The sequence below is a fragment of the Methanosarcina vacuolata Z-761 genome (assembly GCF_000969905.1).
GTDB classification, from domain to species: Archaea; Halobacteriota; Methanosarcinia; order Methanosarcinales; family Methanosarcinaceae; genus Methanosarcina; species Methanosarcina vacuolata.
The window spans coordinates 3,111,029-3,127,443 of the sequence record NZ_CP009520.1 but is presented as its reverse complement, the minus strand read 5'-3'; the positions used below and the strand labels follow the sequence as shown (position 1 = coordinate 3,127,443).

Below are 16,415 nucleotides of genomic sequence, written 5' to 3'. Positions count from 1 at the left end.
AAAACTCAACTCAAAAACCAACTCAAAAACTCAAAACTCTAATGTCATGAGGCTAAGAAAATTATTGAATTGCTCTCGGATAGCAATTTGCAGGAAAAAACATTTGAATATGTGGGGCGCTACAGTTCTTGTATACTGAAGGGGGAGTTAAATGATAGAGATCATGCAGGGTTTGCCGGGAAATGTCGTAGCAGTCAATGTGAGTGGAGAAGTAACTGGAGATGACTACAAAAATGTGTTAATTCCTGCTGTTGAGGAAAAAATCAAGATGTACGGTAAGGTTCGTATTCTTTATCACATGGATAAGGAACTTGAGTGGTTTACCCTTAATGCCATGCTGGAGGACGCCAAGGTTGGCATACTGAACATTACAGCCTTTGAAAAGATTGCAGTTGTTTCAGACGTTGACTGGATGGATGTTGCCGTTGAAATCATTAAGTTTATTGTTCCTTTTCCAGTGAGGACCTATAAGAATGAAGAGCTTCTTGAAGCAGAAACATGGATCAGTGAATGAAATCAGTGAATAAAATCAGTAAATGAACCTTCATAGAAATGATAGGTTAAAAATCAAGGCTCTTCACTATTTAGAATGGGCAAATTTATAGTTACTTCTTTAATTATCTTTATTTTTGAGCATTATTTTTGAACATTATTTTTGAGCACAGAACTTGCGGGCACTACTTCTTTGAAAGTGATATATTCCCTCAAGTCCGATTTCAGAATCCTTTCAATCTCGCTCCAGCTACTGTCTCTGGTTTCGGTAAACATGTACCCGAAGTAGCCGCGTGTTTCGTAATCCGCTTTTCTGAGTTCCAGAGGCTTTTCAAAGTCTGAAAGCAGTTTTTCGTAATCAAAAGCCTTTACGTCCTTCAAATTGAGGTCTTCCGATTTGTTAAGCATAATAAAGCAGAAGTTCTTCCCTTCTTTATCTGCAAGAATTTTGTCCCAGTCCGGCTCAAGCTGTTCCAGAAAATACCTGTAAGTGTTAATCCCATATGCAAAATATGCAATATCAGTAACGCACAGGCCGGCAAAGCGCATCGGGTTCAGTTCAATCGGCTGGATTCGCCTGTCCTGCGATATTCGAAGTTCCAGGTGAAGGGGAAAATTCCTGAGCCCGGCCAGCTTTCCGATTTCCTTTAAAAGATCCTCAATGGCTTCCCTGTAGGTTTCTATAATCGTTTTCGAAGTAAAATACACCCTGTCACTGACATCATTTTCCGAGGAAAAAATATGTTTGAAGATATCGAGGACTACCGGCTTTCCTTCACGGTTGAAATAAGCGTCAACCGCAAACTCTTCCCCTTCGATATTTCCTTCGATAATGAAATTCTCCACATTCAAAACTGGCGCCGGATAAAGCTTTTTGATCTCTTCAACCTCAGCCTTTATGGACTTCAGGACCGAATCCCATTCCTCGTTAGTGGAAACCTTATGCACCCCGAGGCTGAAAAATCCAACAGCAGGCTTTATGATAAACGGTTTTTCGATATCCTCAACCCGGATTTCGTCCAGTTCTTCAAATTTAACACTCTTGAAATATAATTCGGGGTAAAGCCTTTCAAGCAGCTCTCTGAACTTTACTTTGTTCTTGAAAAGCTCGATTTTCTCAGGCAGCCCTGTAAAACCAAGATTTTCAGATATCCAGCCAATTGAGTTTTCTGAATTGGAATAAAGGATACATTCACCTTTTTCTTTTATTAATTTGATAAATTCAGCTTCTTCAAGAAGGTTTAGCTTTTTTTCAGTCTTTAGTCCGGCTGCCATTTCATTTTTTAAAACAGGAATCTGTAATTCCGCAGCAGTATTTTTTAGTAATTCGGAGACATAGGGGTAATCGAGGATTAACATTTTTCTAACCTTTCTTGTTGTTTTTCAGTTTGAAACCTGACTTCCGCTTTTTTTAAGCGCATAAATTCAATTTTTCCATAATTTCTTTTTGCTTTCTTGTGAGTTCTGTAACTATTACCTCTCCATTTTGCAGTTCTACTTTTCTGATCTTCTCAAGCTCTAAAAGTAAACTCTCTACTGTATAATCCTCAATAATTTTTGTTTCCTTCATCATACTCAGTAGCTTCATTCTAATAATTAGTCCGATAAAGCAGACAAAAATGAATCCCTTTGTTGTTGAATCTTTGTTTGTGTTTAGTGGAAGCGACTGAATATCATTTTTCATTACTTTGAATCCTTTCTCAACAATATCTCTTTCTCTGTAGTAAGTGAGACATTCTACCCAATCACGTTCTCCATAATAAAAAAGGAAAAACTTCCCCATTCTGTTTATTCTCTGCGATACTGCATTTTTCTTGATATTGATTTTGAAATGGTCATCTATCTTTTTCCACGAATAGAAACTTGCCATTTCCCTTGCTCTCTCTTTGAACACCTCTGCCGCATTTCTCCATCCTGGTATTGCTGTTTCTTCCAGTTTTTCCTTCATATCATAAAGACGGGAGTAAAATGTGCTTTTTTCGTCCATTTCTCTCTTTGGATCATAGAAACAGTATCCATTGATCTTGAATTCCTTTTCCTCAAGAGTCACTGGCTTTACAAATATTGGTTTTTTGTGAAACTTATGAAGATATTCCGGACTTTCGATGTCTTTTTGTACTGAACTCATAAGCTCTTTGACACTTTTAAGTGCCATTGTAGCTGGCATAATAAAAGGAATCTTTTCCCTTACTAATTCCTCAATGTTTCCCTTGCTGAAAAATCCTCTATCCATTACCAGTGTATAGTTTTCCATTCCATGAGCTTCTATCTTTTTTAGAGTATTTTTAAGAGTTGTAACGTCTACAATACTTCCAGGATAGATGTCATACATCACCGGAATTCCTTTTTCCTTATCCACAATCATGGAGAGATTTATTTGAGGAAGATCGCAATTGTCTCTATTGTATCCGTATTCAAGAAGATTAATTAGTTGTGAGTAGCTCGATAAACTGGTAAGATCGTACATTAATGTGCGTTTTGTCCCAAGATTTCTAAACATTTTACCCATAAACATGGATGGAATGTCGCTATTACCTACTTTTGCAAGTAGATTACTGATGTTTTGACTTTTCAAGGGTAACTCAGGCCACTGGAGAGAAAGAACAGAATTCTCATACCAGGTTTTAAGGTTATACATAGCTGTAGGACGAATTACACGATTAAGTGCCATTGAAAGTATCATGTTCCTGTCTTTTTCATTGAACAGATCACCAAGATACTCTTCAATTTTGAGTTCTTCTACTATTTTCTGTAATGGAAGGAACTCACCATAGTTATAAGCATTTACAGGTTTGCTGGAAACGAAAGAAGTCTCATCTTGCACGATTTCATCGGAAGAGTTTAATGCGTCACGAACTCTAACAGGTTTACCGTTTATGTTTCTGCCAACATATTTGGATTTATGGCGAATTTGTTTCTTTTCCTTATCGTAATAAGGAATATCTTCGTACCAGTACTCAATTCCATTTATTTTCTTGATGCGGAGGATAGACTTCATGCGCTTATATAATAAGCGCATAATAGTATAGATAGTTTTTGAATTGTTGTTTGGAAATGAGTAAGTTAGTATGCATCTGCACACGAATTAAATGAGCAAAATAGGGATACAAAAAGTATGCGCTTAAAATTTGGGAATTAAGGTTGAAACCTGAAGCCAGATAATAAAGAGGTTAGTAATATTTGTTGTGGAATAATTTGTTGTGGGCTAGAATGAAATAAATCTGAGCACAGTAAAACCAGCTTTTTCTAAAAACAGATTAAAATGGATTGTATTTTACTGAGAAGCATAGTTACAGTTCTTTTGATCAAAGAAAAAAGATATTCATTGTAATGATTAACAATAACTGTAATTATGATTCCAAATACTCCTATTCCTATTCTTTTTGGATCTAAAGTCCAATTCAAAAATTCAGATAATTTACTGGGTTGAAGTATAGATCCAGTCTCAGTACCTGTATAAGGTAATTGTTTGAGACAACAGATATCCATTTTTTTCGTTGCATCCTCGATGATTTTCTGAAGCGGACCTTCTATATTATTTGCTATTTCAGTTAATTCTTTGCGACATTCCTCAAAAGCTCTTCCATATTCTCTCGTTCCATGCTTTCTATATTTATTCAGATTTTGTATGCAATCCTTTAATTTATAAAGAGATTCAATAAAGAGTTCTCCTTTACTATGCTCTTTATACGCGTTTTTAGCAATTGACAACTTTTCATTCCAATTTTCCAATTTGTCTTCAAGCTGAGGTGTTTTTTCTTGCTTTGTAACTGCAAGCATATAGTCGAGCATGTCCGAAAGACAAAACATTGAAAATGAACAGGCATCACATAACTGATTATCTTTTGGAGACACGTTAGCCGCTTTTTCATAGCATCTGGATGCATCCATTATACAATCAATGATTTTCGTGAATTTTTCAATCTCGTAAGATTCCTTGTTCCAGATTCTCTTAATAATATTTTTGTAAAAAGGAGTTTTAATTTCAAGTGTTCGAATTTTAGCTCTTCCTTTAAGCGTATAGCCTTTGGTTAAAGAAGTGCCCTTGAAACTTTCTCCTGCCTGCTTTCCGGCTTCAATGTATTCGTCCCCTGATTTGTCAGCGTACTTGCCGCTTTTTTGGTAATCTCTCAAATTATAATATTTATTTGCAAGTTCTTCGTAAAACCACGCAAAAGATAAATGTTCCTTTATCCTGTCCCCACGTTCTTCAAATAAATGGGATGCTATTTTTGTTTCGTTTATAGCTTCGATTGATTCTAAATTTTTTGATAATAAAAGTAAACCGTAAGCACCATGGATATTTGGCTCCTTGGGATCTAGCTTTATTGCAACTTTATACTGTTCTTCTGCTTCTTCAAGACGTTCCATATCTGCAAGGAGAATTCCGTAATTATAGTGTGCATTCACATTCTTGGGATCTGCTTCCAGAGCAAGTCTGCACTGTTCTTCTGCTTCTTCAAGATGCCTCATTTCTTGCAGGAGAACTCCGTAACTTAAGTGTGTATTCACGTGTTTGGGGTCTGCTTCCAGAGCAAGCTTATACTGTTCTTCTGCTTCTCCAAGGCGATCCATTTTTTGAAGGAGATTTCCATAATTTAAGTGGGTATCTACATGTTTGGGATTGAGTTTTAGAGCAAGTTTATAATGATATTCTGCTTCTTTCCAATGCTCTATTTCTGAAAGTAAAATTCCATAATTATAGTGAGCGGCTGCATAGTTAGGATCGATTTTTAGAGCAAGTTTATACTGTTCTTCCGCCTCTTCCAGTCGCCCCATTTCTTCTAGGAGATTTCCATAGTTTGAGTGAATAACTACATGTTTTGGGTCAGTTTCTAGAGCACGCTTAGTTTCAAGAGCAAGTTTATACTGTTCTTCCGCCTCTTCTAGGCGTCCCATTTGTTTAAGAAGCCTTCCGTAGTTTGAGTGAGCAGCTATATGTTTTGGATCAGTTTCCAGAGCAAACTTATACTGTTCTTCTGCTTCAGTTACTAAGTTCAAATAATCAGCGGCTAGTCCAGCATTATGATGAGCAACTGCTTTTTCAGACCCTATTGATAAGCTTGCAGCAGCCTTTGCAAATATATAAGCTAATTCATAGGATCCCTTTGATCCATAAGAATTGCTTAGACCTAATAATAGGCTGGCAGAGATCGAATTTTTTGTTGAAAAATTAATTGCAAGGTCAACTGCTTTGTTTAAATTTCCTTCTTCAGATTGCAGAGATTCAACTACAATTTTCAGCAGTTCTTCTATCACATCATCCATTTATTGGCCTACCTCAATGGAACTTTAACCCAAAAAATAATTTTTAATTCATTGTTTTGAAACATATATATAATTTTTTATATTGTGGAAAAGATGATAATTTATAGAAGTATAACAAAAATCGGTTTTTGTGATATAATGAAAATCCTTCAAACCCTCTCCCGCCTCTACATAAACGACCTTAACTCAGCCCTCGAATTCTATGAAGAACTCCTCGGCTCTCCCGCAGCTATGCGCTTTAAAATCCCGCAAATCGGCCTTGAACTGGTTCAAGTAGGGAATATTTTGCTAATAGCCGGCTCGGATGAAGCTCTAAAACCCTTCAAAAGCACGCAGGCTACTTTTCTTGTCGATTCTCTTGACGAATTCAAGGCTTATCTGGAAGAAAAAGGTGCAGAAATTATACGGGGCCCGAATAAGGTCCCAACCGGCAGGAACATGACAGTAAAACATCCCGATGGTGCGGTAATAGAATACGTGGAACACTCCAAAAATAGATGAAAATAAATAATTTAAACGTTATTTTTGAGCTTTTTCAATTAAATCGTTAATTATATCGTCTACAGTTTCTGATTTTCGTGCATTCAAAACTGAGCTAATAAACCAGAAAGCTGATATTATACCAGCAATATAAAATAATTTTTGCCATGTATCGCCACTGACGATAAAATCATGAAAATCAGAAGTGACAAGTACTATTACAATAGTGGCAAATATAGCATAAGGAGTAGTCCAGCGACTCTTCTTCTCTAATCGTTTCAGGTGATTACTTAAACAAACTCTTAGAGTATCTTCATTTATACGTATATAAACACCTGGTACAAAGATAGTTTCTCTGGCGCTGTAATCCACAGAAACATCATCTAATTTGTCTTTCGGACTTTTTTTATATTCGGGAATGTGATTCAGAACTCTCTACTCTCCCTCTTTTTATAAATCAGAATTTTTTTTATGCAAATGTTTTAATATTCCCGTCCAGCTTGAAGAAGGGATCTTTTTATCTGCCAGTATTTTTGTTAATGCTAATTATATTTCTCTGAATTTTTTGAATATAAGGGTGGCCTGGTCCATAAACACTCTCCAGGATTTTGAGTGCGCGATTAAACATTTTGAGAGCTTCGTTATATCTTCTCATTTCCCTATAGAGAATAGCCATGTTGTTTAGAGTAATTGCAATATCAGGATGTTCTGGTCCGTAAATATTCTCCAGGATTTCTAGTGCACGATTAAACGTTTCAAGGGCCTGTTCATATCTTCCGGTTTCTTCGTAGAGAACAGCTATATTGTTTAGAGTATTTGCAACATCAGGATGCTTTGATCCGTAATCAGAATGCTTTGATCCGTAATCAGAATGCTCTGATCCGTAATCGGGATGTTCTGATCCGTAATCAGGATGTTCTGATCCATAAACATTCTTCAGGATTTCTAGTGCACGATTAAACGTTTCAAGGGCCTGTTCATATCTCCCGGTTTCTCTGTAGAGAACAGCCATATTGTTTAGAGTATTTGCAACATCAGAATACCCTGGCCCCAGCAATTTTTCACGGATATCAAGAGATTTGCTATACAGGTTCATTGCCTCTTCATATCTTCCCATATCTTTGTAGATTCCTGCTAGATTGTTAAACGCAGTCCCTACGTAAGATTGGTATGCTGCGTTTTCAGGATCTTTTTGGAGGAGTTTTTGCCTGATCTCAAGTGCTTTTTCGTACCTTTGTTTAGCCTCTTCAATGCGCCCCATATCAGAAAGCAAGGCACCCAAATTGTTGATTGTTATTGCTACATCCGATTGATAGGCTGCGTTTTCGGGGTCTTTTTGGAGGAGTTTTTGCCTGATTTCAAGTGCTTTTTCGTACCTTTGTTTTGCCTCTTCAATGCGCCCCATATCAGAAAGTAAGGCACCTAAATTGTTGAGCGTCGTTCCTACGTAAGATTGATAAGCTGCATTCTCGGGGTCTTTTTGGAGGAGTCTTTGCCTGATTTCAAGTGCTTTTTCGTACCTTTGTTTCGCCTCTTCAATGTACCCCATATCCGAAAGTAAGGCGCCTAAATTGTTGATTGCTATTGCTACATCTAACTGATAGGCTATGTTTTCGGGGTCTTGATTGAGGAGTTTTTGCCTAATTTCGAGTGCTTTTTCATATCTTTGTTTCGCCTCTTCAATGCGCCCCATTTTTTGGAGGAGATTACCGTAATTAGATTGTGTGTTGACATGTTTGGGGTCTGCTTCCAGAGCAAGTTTATACTGTTCCTCCGCGTCATCGCGCCGTCCTATGGCTAAAAGGAGATTGCCGTAATTGGAGTGCGTGCTTGCGTCATTGGGGTCTGCTTGCAGAGCAAGCTTATACTGTTCTTCTGCTTTTTCCAGGCGCTCCATTTTTTGGAAGAGATTACCGTAATTGGAGTGTGCGTTGACGTTTTTGGGGTCTGCTTCCAGAGCTAGTTTATACTGTTCCTCTGCTTCTTCCAGGCGTCCCATATCTGAAAGGAAATTTCCGTAATTGGAGTGTGTGTTGATATGTTTTGGGTCTGCTTCCAGAGCAAGTTTATACTGTTTTTCTGCCTCTTCAATGCGCCCCATATCTGAAAGGAGATTGCCGTAATTGGAGTGTGTATTGACATGTTTGGAGTCTGCTTTGAGAGCAAGTTTGTACTGTCCTTCTGCTTCATCGCGTCGCCCCATGGCTAAAAGAAGATTACCGTAATTGGAGTGTGTATTGACATGTTTGGGATCTGCTTTGAGAGCAAGCTTATACTGTTCTTCTGCTTCCGCAAGGCGCCCCGTATCTGAAAGGAGATTACCGTAATTGGAGTGTGTACTGATATGTTTTGGGTCTGTTTCCAGAGCAAGTTTATACTGTTTTTCTGCCTCCTCAAGGCGCCCCATTTGTTTCAGGAGAATTCCATAATTTGAGTGTATGCTTGCATCATTTGAGTCTGCTTCCAGAGCAAGCTTATACTGTTCTTCTGCTTCCACAGGTAGGTTCAAAAAGTAAGAAGCAGTTCCCGCATTATAATGAGCAACTGCTTTTGAAGGTCCTGTTGATAAGCTTGCAGCGGTCTTTGCAAATATATATACTAATTCATAGGATCCTTCAGACCCACAAAGAGTGATCAGATCTAATAACTGATCGAAAGAGATCGAATTTTTTGTTGAAAAGTTAATTGCAAGGTCAACTGCTTTGTTTAAATTTCCTTCTTCAGATTGCAGAGATTCAACTACGATTTTCCGCAGTTCTTCTACCATATCATTATCCATTTACTGGCCTACCTCAATGAACTTCAACCCAAAAAATAATTTTTAATTCATTGTTTTGAAACATATAAGTAATTTTTTATATTGTGAGACAGATGACGATTTATAGATATAACAAAAATCGGTTTTTGTGATATAATTTACATTTCGACACCTGATGTAAAAATGAAACATAATTTATTTGGCATGAAAGTTCTTCCAAGTACATTCATTTCTTTGTGCCTGTGATTAGAAGAATTTCATATGCGTTTTTGGCATGAGAGTTCTTCCAAGTACTTTCATTTCTTTGTGCCTGTAATTAGAAGAATTTCATATGCGTTTTTAAGATAATATTCTTTTTCCTATCGTTTCCGACTTTTATATTAGCTTGACTTTATCACATTTCCTTTCCACGTTAACTATGAAGTATAATTTTTCCATTATAAATATAGTTTCATGAAACAAATAACATCTAACTTCATCAAGTTAAATAATATTTCTGTAAAAAAATACATTTCAGATAAACATCTTGAATCCTGTTTTCAAACAAAAACTCGTTGTGTTGCTTTAACCTGCATTGATTACCTTTATGGTTTGATTCTCCTCTCTATAGGAAAAATATGAAAAAAATGGCAATTTATTGTTGTAAATGCTCTAACAGCCAATCACTAAGCCATTCCATCTCAACTTTTCCTTGGAGTCCTGCAGATCTTCTCAAATCTTTCTCAAATCTGTTCGAACAAATACCATTCAAACTATAAACAAAAATGAGGTTCAGGAAAAAGAAGTGAAGAAAGAAATATCTGATTTAAATATCTGATAAATATCTGATTTAAATATCTGATAAATATCTGATTTAAATATCTGATAAATATATGATTTCTTACTTAAAACAGCACTTTGTAATCTCTCCACTGAGATCTTCCCTGAGCATTTTGACAGCTTCGTCAAATTCATCGGTTTGACCGAGCACCCACATAAGTTTAACAAGGGCGGTTTCGGGCAGGGTATCTTCCCCTTCGATTGCTCCTGCTTTCAGCATATCACGGCCGGTATCATAGACGCGGTCGCAGATTCTGCCATTAAGGCACTGGGACGTAACTATAACAGGCATTTTTGCATCTGTTGCTTTCTGGATCCCGGGAATCCATTTTGTAGAAACATGCCCAAGCCCGGTACCTTCGAGAACCAGTCCTCTGTACCCGCTGTCAATGTAATGGTCAAGAATTTCGGGACTTGAACCGGGAGTAAATTTTACAAGGGCACATTTCGGTTCCATGCCTGATTTGAATTTGAGAGGTCTTTCTCCACGTTTAATATAGTCAATGAAAGTTTTTATTTCCCTTGTATCGTAATCCACGATTCCTATAGGTCGGGAATTTATTGACTTGAAGGCGTCTCTGCGAGAAGTATGCATTTTCCTGACTTTCGTTCCACGGTGGATCTCGCAGAAATCATCTGAGGTTGTTCCATGCATAACAACCGAAACTTCAGCAATATCACTAATAGCAACAAGGGCCGCACATATTGCATTCATGGCATTGTCACTGCTCGGACGGTCTGCACTTCTCTGGGAACCTACAATAACGATTGGCACAGGCGTTTCAATCATAAAGGAAAGGGCTGCAGCCGTGTACATCATGGTATCTGTCCCGTGGGTTACGATTACCCCATCAGCACCTGCCTCGATTTCCTCTACGACAGCACGGGCAAGGTTTTGCCAGGACTCCGAATCCATGTTTTCCGAGAGAATGCTTGAGATTACCCTGCCTTTGAAATCAGCTATCTCTCTGAGTTCAGGGATAGCTGCAAGGATATCGTCAGCAGTGAACTGGGAAGTTACTGCACCTGTCCTGTAATCTATTTTGCTTGCAATCGTTCCGCCTGTGGAAAGAATAGCGACCTTTGGAAGCTTTTTTCCAGATTTCTGGACCTCTTCTCCTGCCGTTTTAGGTCCTTTTCCGCCGTTCCGGCCTCCGTTTTTGTTTTCTCCATTGTTTCCCAGAAGAGTTATCTTTACCTTATCCGTGGAAAAACCGGCATTGTAGCCGCTGTTCATTTTTATTGTAATATATCCTTCCATGGACGGCATCACTTTGCCTTCGTAGACAGTGCCGTTCTTTTCAATACGTACCCGGTCGCCCTGTTTGAATTCCATAAATAATCCCTTTTATGATAACTTATTTTAATGCTGTATAGATAATCGGTATTCCGGTATCATACAGACATTCCTGTATAATACCTGGCTACTTTTACAATATTATACATTTTGCATGATACTGGTAAGTCAAAGTAGTATTAATACTGAAATTAATACTGAAATTAATACTGAAATTATACTGAAATTAATACTAATAAGTTTAAGAGGTCAATGTGATAGTGATATTAATACTGAGATTAATACCGATATTAATACTGAGATTAATACTGAGTTTAAGAGGTCAATGTAATATTAATACTCAGTATTAATACTTAGTTTATCGACATAAAGTATACTTAAGTATGGAGTTTGTTTCTTCATAACTCAAGTTTTCCTGTACTCATTAACGGTTGCAAGCAGATTTTCAAAAGCTGAGTCTGTAATATCTTTCAGGGTTGCAATTTCCTGCCTGTTAAGTTCAAGCTCGGTCTGCCTTTTCGAGAGGTAATTTTGCATTTCTTCGGGAGCTGGTCCGCCAGTGATTTTTCTTCTCTTTACGTTCGAAACCGGGCTCAGGGCTTCTTTTACCATTTTCTCTGTGAGCCCCCGGCTTGAAAGAGATTCGCCCAGCACAATTTCGGCTACGGAATCTATTTTTTCTAGAGTTGGTTTTTCCATTTCCCTTGCGAGCATCCCAACGATCTGGTGGGCAGTCCTGAAAGGAATTCCGGTTTCACGGACAAAGGTATCCGCAAGTTCGGTAGCGGTTGTAAAACCTGTAACTGACTGGGCAGCAAGCACTTCAGGGTGGACTTTCATAGTTTTTATCATCCCTTCCATAACCCTTACTGAAGCCCTTACCGTTTCTACAGACCGCCAGATATTTGGGGTTGCTTCCTGCAGGTCGCGGTTATAACTCAGGGGAAGCCCTTTGCAGATAGTAATCAGAGACATTAGTGCGCCCACTGCTACTCCTGTTTTCCCGCGCATAAGTTCGGCAGTGTCAGGATTTTTCTTCTGCGGCATGATTGAAGAAGTAGAAGCGTACATGTCGTCCAGTTCTATGAAATTGAATTCGGAAGTGGACCATATTACAAGTTCTTCGGCCATGCGGCTCAGGTTTATCATGATGTTTGTAAATCCTGAGGCGCATTCAATAAGAAAGTCTCTGGTGCTGACCGCGTCCATTGAATTTTCAAGCAAGCCGTCAAAGCCCAGAAGCTCCTGGGTCCTTTTCCTGTTCAGGTTAAATCCCGTGGAAGCAAAAGCAGCAGCCCCAAGCGGGCAGAGGTTTACCCTGGAGTAAGCGTCCTGAACCCTATCAAAGTCCCTGCCAAGAGCGGCTTCGTGGGCGCAGAGGTGATGAGCAAGCGTTGTCGGCTGGGCATGTTGCATGTGAGTAAAACCAGGCATGAGCGTCTCGGTATGTTTTTCCGCAAGGGTAAGAAGCGTTTGCCTCAGCTTATGGATTTCTTCAAGCAGCCCGGTCAGTTCTTCCCTGAGCACCAGCCTGATGCAGGTCGCAACCTCATCATTTCTGGAACGCCCAGAATGCATCCTGCCCCCAACGTCTTCCCCAACCATATCGATGAGTCTTGACTCAAGAGAGATATGGATGTCTTCATAGCTGAAATCGAGCTTTTCCATCCCTTCTTCCCGGATTTTCAAAAGCCCACTAAGGATTTTGCTGCAGTCCTCCCTATTTATGATGCCCTGCTCTTTTAGCATTACTGTATGGGCAAGGTCTACTGCTATGTCAGCATCAAAAATCCACCTGTCAGCTTCCATAGAGGAGGTATAACGTAAAATTTCCTCGTCCTGGGCAGCCTCCAGCCTGCCTCTGCGTAAAATATTGCTCATCGGTTTTCCTCTCTCTGATTTTTGTGATATGGGTAGGTGTGAGTATAATTCCTGTTGATACGAATCTAATTTCTGTTAATGTCTGTGGCAATATATCTGTGAAACTAATCTGAGATTTAATCTGAGATTTAATATGAGGCTTATAAGATTTAACCTGAGATTTAATATGAGGCTTATAAGATTTAATATAAGACTTAAATGAAATACTTGATGCAAGATTTAAAGTAACATTTGTAGCGTGGTATTATTTCAAACGCTTAAATATGAATCGGTTTCGGGAAGTTATCCTTGTTTTTCTTTTAAGGCTAACTGTTCAGGTAGGCAACTGTTTTTTAGGTCTCCTCTTCAAATTGAATGGAAATTTCGTATCCTCTTCAAATTGAGTGGAAATTTCGTATCCTCTTCAAATTCATGTAGTTGGTGTTTACAGGCTTTATTGATACATCCTGAATTATTACATTTCTTCTTTACTTTTTGTTTTAATTCTTCTGCAATAGGCAACTTAATAAATTCTCTAACTCAAAACAAATATTTTGAGAAGTTTCCTGGGATTAGAGCCGATATGTATATATTTTAAGGAAATTACTTTGTCTGTTAAAACACAAAATTAAAAATATTTGCTAAGCAATTAAAAAAAAATTACGTAAAAAATTTAAAAAGGTTTAAATAAGAAATTAATAAAGAGCTTAGTTAGAAATTATGAATAAGTCAGGTTAGAAATTATGAACGAATTAAGCGAGAAAAAAGGTAAGTGAAAAACGCTGATCTCAATGACAGACAAAGAAAGTATGAGGGAAAAGACTCTTAAAATAGAGAGGTTTGCAGGCTACCTTCTGCCAGTGGTTATATTTTCTCTGGCTTTGTGGACTCTGGATAAACAGGTACGCCATTTGCACTCGATGTATGTACTCAAAAGTATTACCAGCATTCCACTGAGCCATATAGAGCTTGCGTTCTTTTTAACCTTCTTGAGTTATCTTGCTTTAACAGGTTATGATTACCTGGCAGTTCGCCATATTAATAATCCTCTGCCTTATAAGCAGACTGCCAGGGCTTCTTTTATCAGTACGTCCATAAGTTATAGTGTTGGTTTTAATATCCTGACAGGAAGTTCCCTGAGATACAGGTTGTACTCAAGAAATGGGCTGAACCTGCGCCAGATCTGGGAAATTATTATTTTCTGCATACTCACTTTCTGGGTTGGGTTTTGCTTTGTCGGTGGTTTGCTTTTCACATTCTATCCTGTGAAACTGTCGGATTACGTGCCCGAGATCCCTATCCCGTTAAACATTATTGGAGTTCTTTTACTGCTAAGTGTTGCTGTTTATTTCTTTTTCTCGTTCAGAAAATTGAATTTCATGACAAAAGGTTACCAGATCAGGATCCCTGAACCGAGAATAGCGTTCTTGCAGCTTGGCTTATCGTCAGTAGATTACCTGCTTTCGGGAAGTATTATCTATTTCCTTTTGCCTTCAAATCCACATCTTACCCTGCTTCATGTCCTTGTGTTCTTTGCGCTGGCGCAGATTATAGGGCTGATAAGTACTGTCCCGGGTGGACTTGGGGTTTTTGAAACCCTTATGCTGTTTATGCTGGAACCGTATTTCGGTACGGTCGATATAATTAAACCGCTTCTCCTTTTCAGGACAATTTACTATTTCATGCCCTTCCTTATTGGGCTGCTGGCCCTTATGTTCTATGAATATCAAGAGAGAGACGAATTCCTGAGGAAAATTGAAAAAGCTACGTATTCAAGCCTGTCCGAGCTAGCGCCTCAGGTCTTTTCGATTCTTGTTTTCCTTGGAGGAGTTTCCCTTCTCTTTTCCGGAGCTCTACCTTCAGATCCAAGGTACCTGCATGACCTCAATTACATTATTCCTCTTCCTTTAATCGAAGCCTCCAGGCTTTTTGGAAGCATTATGGGAGTATTACTTCTGCTCATGGCAAACGGCCTCTGGAAAAGAATTGACGGAGCCTATATTCTTTCTCTTTCCGTACTTTTGATGGGCGGAATATTTGCCCTCCTGAAAGGCTTTGATTACCATGAAGCTTCGATTCTTTTTATCCTGTTTTTATTTTTGCTTCCCTGCAGAAAATATTTTTACAGAAAATCCTCGCTTATGCATCAGTCTTTTAGCAGGAGTAATGTAATTGCAATAATCCTGGTCTTCGTAAGCTTTGTATGGCTTGGATTTTTTTCATACCATAATGTGGAATATTCAAACGAACTCTGGTGGCAGTTCGGGGTCAATTCCCAGGCCTCCAGTTTTTTAAGGGCTACGGTTGGAGCTTTCATTCTGCTTCTTGTTCTTGGGATGGCAAAAATCCTGAGCCCCTTTTCCAGGGACATTCACATTCCAGGGGCAGATGAGATGGAGCTTGCAAAAAGAATTATTAATCAAAGTGAGGAAACGGCTGGAAACCTGGTATTTACCAGGGACAAATATCTGCTTTTTGATGATGAAAAGAAGGCTTTTTTAATGTATGGAGTTTCCGGAAAAACCTGGGTTGCAATGGGAGATATCGTTGGAACCAGCAGCCAGGCAAAAGAGCTGATCTGGGACTTTTATGAAATGAGCAAGCTGCACCAGGGAAGGGCTGCTTTCTATGAGGTGAGCGAAAAATATATTCCGGTTTATCTTGACCTTGGCCTGACACTTATAAAAATCGGGGAAGAGGCGAAAGTTCCCCTTGAGACTTTTACCCTGGAAGGAAGTGCAAGCAAAGATTTCCGTTATACCGTAAGGAATGTGGAGAAAAAAGGATACTGGTTTGAAATTGTCTCTAAAGAAGAGGTTCGGAGCCTTATGCCTGAACTTCGAAATATCTCGGATGCCTGGCTGGAAATGAAAGCAGGAAAAGAAAAGCGATTCTCAATTGGCTACTTTGACGAGAAATACCTGAGTAATTTCCCTATTGCCCTTGTCAGGAACGAGTCCGAAATCGTTGCTTTTGCAAATATCTGGACAGGCGCGGATAATGAAGAAATCAGTGTTGACCTCATGCGCCACAAGCCCGACGCCCCTGACAGGACGATGGAATATCTTTTTGTCAAGCTCATGCTCTGGGGAAAAGAAGAAGGGTACAGGCGTTTTTCACTCGGGATGGCTCCACTGTCAGGGCTTGAAACGCGGCAATTCGCTCCGATGTGGCATAAAATCGGGTCTTTAATCTTTACCCACGGAGAACACTTTTATAACTATAAAGGACTTCGGGATTTTAAAGAGAAATTCAACCCTGTCTGGAGCCCGAAATATATTGCTCTTCCCAAAGGGCTAAAACAGGGCCTTGTGTTGAAAGATATTGCAGCCTTGATCTCAGGAGGAATGAAAGGAATTTTCTCAAAAGAAAATAAACGGACAGCAAGCCTCACAGGGCATCAGGCACCGGAAAAGCCATCCGAAGAACTCACCTGAGTCT

At 38.9% G+C, this 16,415-nt stretch carries 10 protein-coding genes and 1 pseudogene; 4 read left to right on the top strand and 7 right to left on the bottom strand.

All coding sequences use genetic code 11. The annotated features are described in order from the left end of the window. The first annotated feature begins 151 nt into the window (after positions 1–151). On the top strand, positions 152–514 hold the full coding sequence (locus MSVAZ_RS12870) for a SpoIIAA family protein (protein WP_048121550.1): 363 nt from the start codon (positions 152–154) through the stop codon (positions 512–514). A gap of 122 nt (positions 515–636) precedes the next feature. Here MSVAZ_RS12870 and MSVAZ_RS12865 read toward each other — a convergent pair whose 3' ends face one another. The 3 genes from MSVAZ_RS12865 to MSVAZ_RS18930 all read right to left on the bottom strand — a co-directional run bounded on the left by MSVAZ_RS12865 (position 637) and on the right by MSVAZ_RS18930 (position 5,760). Further along, positions 637–1,851 (bottom strand): ATP-grasp domain-containing protein, encoded by a 1,215-nt coding sequence (locus MSVAZ_RS12865; protein WP_048121548.1) that lies wholly within the window; start codon positions 1,849–1,851, stop codon positions 637–639. A 52-nt stretch (positions 1,852–1,903) separates the two neighbouring features. Next, positions 1,904–3,490, bottom strand: coding sequence for an IS1634 family transposase (locus MSVAZ_RS12860; protein ID WP_048121546.1), 1,587 nt, complete (start codon positions 3,488–3,490; stop codon positions 1,904–1,906). Positions 3,491–3,738: 248 nt separating this feature from the next. Next, positions 3,739–5,760 carry a tetratricopeptide repeat protein gene (locus MSVAZ_RS18930; protein ID WP_052727977.1) on the bottom strand — a complete coding sequence of 674 codons (2,022 nt, stop codon included), beginning with the start codon at positions 5,758–5,760 and terminating at the stop codon, positions 3,739–3,741. 138 nt (positions 5,761–5,898) lie between these two features. On the opposite strand from MSVAZ_RS18930, the gene MSVAZ_RS12850 reads away from it, so the two are divergent. Beyond that, on the top strand, positions 5,899–6,261 hold the full coding sequence (locus MSVAZ_RS12850; RefSeq protein WP_048124026.1) for a VOC family protein: 363 nt from the start codon (positions 5,899–5,901) through the stop codon (positions 6,259–6,261). A gap of 18 nt (positions 6,262–6,279) precedes the next feature. Here the strand turns inward: MSVAZ_RS12850 and MSVAZ_RS12845 are convergent, their stop codons facing one another. Continuing rightward, positions 6,280–6,612, bottom strand: coding sequence for a hypothetical protein (locus MSVAZ_RS12845; protein ID WP_048121544.1), 333 nt, complete (start codon positions 6,610–6,612; stop codon positions 6,280–6,282). A gap of 145 nt (positions 6,613–6,757) precedes the next feature. Further along, the gene (locus MSVAZ_RS12840; RefSeq protein ID WP_048121542.1) at positions 6,758–9,019 is read right to left on the bottom strand and encodes a tetratricopeptide repeat protein; all 2,262 of its coding nucleotides are present in this window, start codon (positions 9,017–9,019) and stop codon (positions 6,758–6,760) included. 432 nt (positions 9,020–9,451) lie between these two features. On the opposite strand from MSVAZ_RS12840, the pseudogene MSVAZ_RS21945 reads away from it, so the two are divergent. Continuing rightward, positions 9,452–9,791, top strand: a pseudogene (locus MSVAZ_RS21945) (hypothetical protein); the annotation flags it as partial. An 87-nt stretch (positions 9,792–9,878) separates the two neighbouring features. Here MSVAZ_RS21945 and gatD read toward each other — a convergent pair. Both gatD and argH read right to left on the bottom strand, forming a co-directional pair. Beyond that, positions 9,879–11,153, bottom strand: a complete 1,275-nt coding sequence (gatD, locus tag MSVAZ_RS12835) for a Glu-tRNA(Gln) amidotransferase subunit GatD (RefSeq protein WP_048121541.1) — start codon at positions 11,151–11,153, stop codon at positions 9,879–9,881. Between the two features lie 366 nt (positions 11,154–11,519). Next, positions 11,520–12,995, bottom strand: coding sequence for an argininosuccinate lyase (gene argH, locus MSVAZ_RS12830; protein ID WP_048121539.1), 1,476 nt, complete (start codon positions 12,993–12,995; stop codon positions 11,520–11,522). Between the two features lie 770 nt (positions 12,996–13,765). Here argH and mprF point away from each other — a divergent pair. Next, entirely contained in the window at positions 13,766–16,411 is a 2,646-nt protein-coding gene (gene mprF / locus MSVAZ_RS12825; protein WP_048121537.1) for a bifunctional lysylphosphatidylglycerol flippase/synthetase MprF, read from the top strand. The last annotated feature ends 4 nt before the right edge of the window (positions 16,412–16,415 follow it).

Excerpts from the sequence above, each read along its gene's own strand:
- mprF (WP_048121537.1), top strand. The coding sequence starts at position 13,766 with ATGACAGACAAAGAAAGTATGAGGGAAAAGACTCTTAAAATAGAGAGG.
- MSVAZ_RS12870 (WP_048121550.1), top strand. The coding sequence starts at position 152 with ATGATAGAGATCATGCAGGGTTTGCCGGGAAATGTCGTAGCAGTCAAT.
- argH (WP_048121539.1), bottom strand. The coding sequence starts at position 12,995 with ATGAGCAATATTTTACGCAGAGGCAGGCTGGAGGCTGCCCAGGACGAG.
- MSVAZ_RS12860 (WP_048121546.1), bottom strand. The coding sequence starts at position 3,490 with ATGAAGTCTATCCTCCGCATCAAGAAAATAAATGGAATTGAGTACTGG.
- MSVAZ_RS18930 (WP_052727977.1), bottom strand. The coding sequence starts at position 5,760 with ATGGATGATGTGATAGAAGAACTGCTGAAAATTGTAGTTGAATCTCTG.
- MSVAZ_RS12840 (WP_048121542.1), bottom strand. The coding sequence starts at position 9,019 with ATGGATAATGATATGGTAGAAGAACTGCGGAAAATCGTAGTTGAATCT.
- MSVAZ_RS12850 (WP_048124026.1), top strand. The coding sequence starts at position 5,899 with ATGAAAATCCTTCAAACCCTCTCCCGCCTCTACATAAACGACCTTAAC.
- gatD (WP_048121541.1), bottom strand. The coding sequence starts at position 11,153 with ATGGAATTCAAACAGGGCGACCGGGTACGTATTGAAAAGAACGGCACT.
- MSVAZ_RS12865 (WP_048121548.1), bottom strand. The coding sequence starts at position 1,851 with ATGTTAATCCTCGATTACCCCTATGTCTCCGAATTACTAAAAAATACT.